Source organism: Aquabacter spiritensis (assembly GCF_004346185.1).
GTDB classification, from domain to species: domain Bacteria; phylum Pseudomonadota; class Alphaproteobacteria; order Rhizobiales; family Xanthobacteraceae; genus Aquabacter; species Aquabacter spiritensis.
Genome location: NZ_SMAI01000034.1, coordinates 1 through 4,998 on the forward strand (window position 1 = coordinate 1; position 4,998 = coordinate 4,998).

At 65.4% G+C, this 4,998-nt stretch carries 5 protein-coding genes and 2 pseudogenes; 1 reads left to right on the forward strand and 6 read right to left on the reverse strand.

Going from position 1 to position 4,998, the window contains the following annotated elements:
* Positions 1-94: pseudogene (locus EDC64_RS23980) on the forward strand (DUF7146 domain-containing protein); the annotation flags it as partial.
* Between the two features lie 14 nt (positions 95-108).
* Here EDC64_RS23980 and tnpC read toward each other — a convergent pair.
* The 6 genes and pseudogenes from tnpC to EDC64_RS23240 form a co-directional block, all read right to left on the reverse strand.
* A complete protein-coding gene (tnpC, locus tag EDC64_RS23220; RefSeq protein ID WP_132036233.1) occupies positions 109-1,641 on the reverse strand; it encodes an IS66 family transposase in 1,533 nt (510 codons plus the stop codon).
* A 42-nt stretch (positions 1,642-1,683) separates the two neighbouring features.
* The gene (gene tnpB, locus EDC64_RS23225) at positions 1,684-2,040 is read right to left on the reverse strand and encodes an IS66 family insertion sequence element accessory protein TnpB (protein WP_132036229.1); all 357 of its coding nucleotides are present in this window, start codon (positions 2,038-2,040) and stop codon (positions 1,684-1,686) included.
* Positions 2,037-3,023 carry a tyrosine-type recombinase/integrase gene (locus EDC64_RS23230; protein WP_132036231.1) on the reverse strand — a complete coding sequence of 329 codons (987 nt, stop codon included), beginning with the start codon at positions 3,021-3,023 and terminating at the stop codon, positions 2,037-2,039. Before EDC64_RS23230 ends, tnpB begins: the two co-directional genes overlap by 4 nt.
* Positions 3,016-3,381 (reverse strand): tyrosine-type recombinase/integrase, encoded by a 366-nt coding sequence (locus EDC64_RS24140; RefSeq protein ID WP_420808978.1) that lies wholly within the window; start codon positions 3,379-3,381, stop codon positions 3,016-3,018. Before EDC64_RS24140 ends, EDC64_RS23230 begins: the two co-directional genes overlap by 8 nt.
* Positions 3,377-3,970 (reverse strand): annotated as a pseudogene (locus tag EDC64_RS24145) (tyrosine-type recombinase/integrase); the annotation flags it as partial. The gene EDC64_RS24140 and the pseudogene EDC64_RS24145, both read right to left, overlap by 5 nt.
* Entirely contained in the window at positions 3,967-4,830 is an 864-nt protein-coding gene (locus EDC64_RS23240) for a tyrosine-type recombinase/integrase (RefSeq protein ID WP_274594966.1), read from the reverse strand. The pseudogene EDC64_RS24145 and the gene EDC64_RS23240, both read right to left, overlap by 4 nt.
* Between the last annotated feature and the right edge of the window lie 168 nt (positions 4,831-4,998).

Genomic DNA, 4,998 nt, shown 5'->3' on the forward strand with positions numbered 1-4,998 from the left:
CCTCGGCCATGCCGTCCGCTTTGGCGCGGCCGACGACGTCCTCGCTGCCGGCGAAGGCATCGAGACGATGCTGTCGCTGCGCTGTGCGCTGCCCGGTAAGCGTCGTCTTCAGGCCACGTTGCTGAGGGCGGGCTGTGCGGGATAGGCCCATGGCATGAGGTCGTCGATGCGGCTGTTGGGGTGGCCGTTGACGATGCGGGTGATGACGTCCGCGAGGTAGGCCTGAGGGTCGACGCCGTTGAGCTTGCAGGTCTCGACCAGCGAAGCGATGACGGCCCAGTGTTCGGCGCCGCCGTCGGAGCCGGCGAAGAGCGCATTCTTCCTTGTCAGGGCCAAGGGTCGGATGGAACGCTCGACGATATTGTTGTCCAGCTCGACGCGGCCGTCGTCGAGGAACAAGGTGAGGCCCTCCCAGCGCGAGAGCGCGTAGCGGATCGCCTCGGCGAGCTTGGTCTTCTGGCTGATCAACGCCAGTTTCGCCCGAAGCCATGGCTCGAGGGCGTTGGTGATCGGCCTGCTCTTCTCCCGGCGTGCGGCCCGGCGCTCATCCGGGGTCCGGCCCCGGATTGCAGTCTCGACGTGATAGAGCTCGGTGATGCGCTGCAGGGCCTCGCTGGCGATGGGTGCAGGGCCGGCCTGAGCGAGCTCGTAGAAGCGACGCCGCACATGCGCCCAGCAGAACGCCAGGTTCACGGCGTTGCGTCCGGCCAACTTTTTGTACCCGCCATAGCCATCGACCTGCAGGATGCCGGTGAAGCCGTCGAGGTGGGCGATGGGCCGCTCGCCCTTGCGGTCGGGGGCATAGACATAGGCGACGGCGGGAGGATCGGCGCCGCCCCAGGGCCGGTCGTCACGGGCATAGGCGAAGAGCTGCCCGGTCTTGGTCCGGCCGCGGCCGGGATCCAGTACCGGCGCCGTGGTCTCGTCGGCGAACAGCTTGGGCGAGCTCCTCAGCACCGCCAGCAGCCGCTCATGGACAGGCCGCAGCAGGAAGGCCGCGCGTCCGATCCAGTCCGCCAGCGTCGAGCGGTCGAGCGCGATGCCCTGGCGCCCGTAGATCTGGGCCTGGCGATACAGGGGTAGATGGTCGGCATATTTGGAGACGAGCACATGGGCGACGGTTGCCTCGGTCGGCAGTCCGCCCTCGATCAGCCGTGCCGGCGCCGGGGCCTGCACCACCACATCCGCGCAGGAGCGGCAGGCATATTTCGGCCGCCGCACCACCAGGACGCAGAACTGGGCGGGCACCATGTCGAGCCGCTCGGCCACGTCCTCGCCGATGCGGTGCAGCTTGCCGGAACAGCACGGGCAGACGTCGCTCTCGATATCGACCACGGTCTCGATCCGCGGCAGATGGGCGGGCAGAGCCCCGCGATTTGCCCGGCGCTTCGCGACCCGGTCGGCCTTCTCGGCCGGTGCCTGCTCTTCGGACGCGGCGAAGCCGGCGGCTTCGACCTGCTCGGCCTCTTCCAGGGCCAGCAGCAGCTGGTCCTCGGGCAGGCTCTCCGCCCGGCGCCCGAAGCGGTGGCGCTGCAGCTCCTTGATGATCTGGCGCAGGCGCTCGATCTCGGCATCCCGCGCAATCAGCATCGCCTGGAGCGTCTCGGGATCGCGGGGAAGCTCGGTGGAGAGCGAAGCCATGATCAAGATAGAATCATATTCGCCGGGCGCCGGCGAGCCTCTTCAGCTGGCGGCGACCGGTGTCGTCGTGCGCTGCGCCTCATGCACCCGCCGCCAGTCGAGCCCCTCGAGCAAGACCTGGAGCTGGGCCGATGTCAGCTGCAGGATGCCGTCCTCTACCTTGGGCCAGCGGAACGCACCGTCCTCCAGCCGCTTCGCCACCAGCACGACACCGGTGCCGTCCCAGAACACCAGCTTCACCCGGTCGACGCGCTTGGCCCGGAAGACGTACACCGTGCCGGAGAATGGATCGGCGCCCATGGTCTCACGCACCAAGGCGGCGAGCCCCTCCGCCCCTTTGCGGAAGTCCACCGGCCGCGTCGCCACCATGACGCGGACCGCGCCGCTCGGGCCGATCACGACCCGGCCTTCAGCGCGCCGATCACCGCTGCGATGGTGGCCGGCGAGGCCCCGTTCTCGATTGTCACCCTGACCCCGTTGGCTTTCTGCGTCAGGTCTATTTCGGCATAGATGTTGGTAGTGCTGATCGAGACGTGGCCGAGCCAGGCGCGGATGGTATTAATGTCCACGCCGGCGAGAACCAGGTGGCAGGCCGTCGTATGCCGGATCACATGCGGGGTTATCGTTCTGTCTGTCAGTTCCGGCACCCGGGCCGCGCAACGCTCGATAAGGCGATAGACCCCGAAGCGGGTAAAAGGCGTTCCGAGCCTGCTGACGAACACGGCGTCGTCGACCGAGCGACCCAGGATTTCGTCGGCCAGAACGCGTTCGGTTTCCGGCCACAGTGGGCACTGGCGCGGCTTGCCGCCCTTGCCGTGCAGGGCAGCAAGATCGTGACCGCCATTCCCGCGCCCGATCCGCAAATCGCGCACCTTCAGTTGCGTGGCTTCGGAGACACGCGCCCCGGTATTGTAGAGAAAGAGCAGAAGCGCGTATTCGCTACGGCCGCGTCTGGTCTTGCGGTCGGGCACGGCGAGCATGGCCTCCATTTCCGCCCTGGTCAGCCATCCGACCGGCGGCGACATGGATTTCTTCGATGCGATGGCCCGGATATGGCCGCACCATTCGACATGGGCCGGATCCCGGCTGCCGATGAAGCGGGCAAATGCCCGGATGGCGGCAAGTCTCTGATTGCGGGTCCGGGCAGAGCACCCGCGGCCTTCTTCAAGATGCGCAAGGAATTGCAACACCAGCCGGGAGGTGAGATCACATACAGCCAGCCGGTCCACGGGTTTGCGCAGCTTGCGGCTGACGAACGGCAGCAGCAGGCTGAAGGTGTCCCGGTAGCTGCTGCGGGTGTTCCGGGCCAGATTGCGTTCGGTGACGATATATTCGCACAGGAAGCGCCGGAGCCATGGGCCGAGGGTTACGAGATCAGGCATGCTGACCTCCACCCGCGTAGCGCTCAAAGCGTAGCGATGCCTGCTGAAGAAGGTCCGGCGTCATCGACAGATAGACCTTGGTGCCCTCCAGATTGGCATGGCCGAGATAGGTGGAGAGTACGGGTAGCAACCGTTGCACATCCGCTCCCTGACGATACCAGGCAGTCAGGCTGTGAACCGCGAAGCTGTGCCGGAGATCGTGCAGGCGTGGGATCCGTCGCGCGCCTGCCGTGCCATGGACTCCGGCGATACGCCGCAGCGCGTCGAAGGCGGACTGAACGGTGCTGCTGGCGAGCCGAGTGCCGTCCCGGTTCGCCAGAAGGAAGGAAGGAAGTCTCGCCCTGCGCAAGCCCGCCACGCCGCCGCAGAGGTATATAGTCGGCCAGCACCGTTGCAAGCTGCGATCCGATCGGAACCAGACGGCTCTTGTAGAACTTCGTGGCGCGTATGGTCAGAATGGCTTCCGCCAGATCGACATCCGTCAGCGTGAGCCCCGTCGCCTCGCTGAAGCGCAATCCGGCCCCGTATAACAGAAGAAGCAGGGTCCGGAATGTCACCGCGTCGAGCTGAACCGCACCACGCCGACTGCTCTCCAAGTTCATAGGATCAAAGAGCCGCCGCAACTCGTCATGCGAGTAGATATACGGCGGCGTCCGGGGCGGCGATTTCGGTTCGCTGTTCGGGAGCGGCGAGCGGATCGCATGGCCACGGCTGATCGCATGGCGCCAGAAGCCGGCAAGGGCGTAATATTTGTTCTCGCGCTGCCGAGTCAGCGGACCCTTGCCCGCCAGAAAGGCGAGAACCTGCGCCGTGGTGACCGCGTCGCAGCCGGCATCCCCGTCGGCATATCCGAGGAAGTGACGCAGGAGGTTCGCCCCGGTCGTGAACTTCGCGCCATGAGCCTGCCGCCAGAGGATATATTGCCCGATTGCCTCGTGCAGCGTCATGCCAGACCCTCCAGATCGAGGGTCGCAACCTCGCGGAGGGCTGCGAGATTGACCTTGGCGTAAATCGCGGTGGAGGACGGGTTGCGGTGCCCGAGAAAGTCCCCGATCACCTTCATGGACATGCCCTGGTCCAGCAGATGCTGGGCCGCGGTATGGCGCAAGGCATGCGTGCCACGTCGGCCGGTGACGATGCCTATTCTTGCGAGACGATCACGGACGATCTTGCCGAGGGTCTTTCTGTCAACCGGTCGGATGGGCGCATGCGAAGTAAAGAAGAGGCTGCGCCCGATGCCGGACGACCGTGCCTCTCGTATATAGCACAGAATGGCATCGCCGACGTCCAGTGAGAGTGGCCAGACATGGGTTCGTCCTGGCTTCGGGCAGCGAACGCGAATGACCTCGTTCTCCCAGTCCAGATCGTTGAGCCGTAGGCCGGCGACTTCCCCGGCCCGCAGTCCATAGGCGATGAACAGCATCAGGATTGCGCGGTCGCGTTTGTCGACCGGGCGATCCCCCCGAACAGAAGCCAGTAGCCGCAGGGCGTCGGCGCGCTTTATGCCCTTCGGCACGGTCTCGTCCGCCATGAACCGGGGCGCCATGATCCCCGCGGCCAGCCCGGCTCGGCACCAGCCGCGCGCTTCGGCAAACAGGAAGAAGGCCCTCAGACGCTGAGCGTAATCGTGTATGGTTCGGCGGCTCCAGACTCCTCGCCTGTGCTCTGCCGCAATGACATCGTCGATGTCATTCATCTGGACGGCGTTTAAGGGAACACCCTTTCCAGCCAACCAGAAGAAGAAGTGGTTGGCGGCGGCGCAGTAGTCTTGGATGGTCGCTGTGGAGAGGCCGCGCTCCTGGCGCAGCCCTCATGAATCCCCTCATTTTCCCGGCCTCGAAAACGCCTGATTTTGGGATTCCGAGGTCGTGCTGAAGGAAATCAGCCGGCTTGAGGGGAACGATGCGCGGGGCGAAGAGACGATTTGATTTTGTTCATGAATTCGTTATCCGGGTGTTTGCCGACGACTTGCACG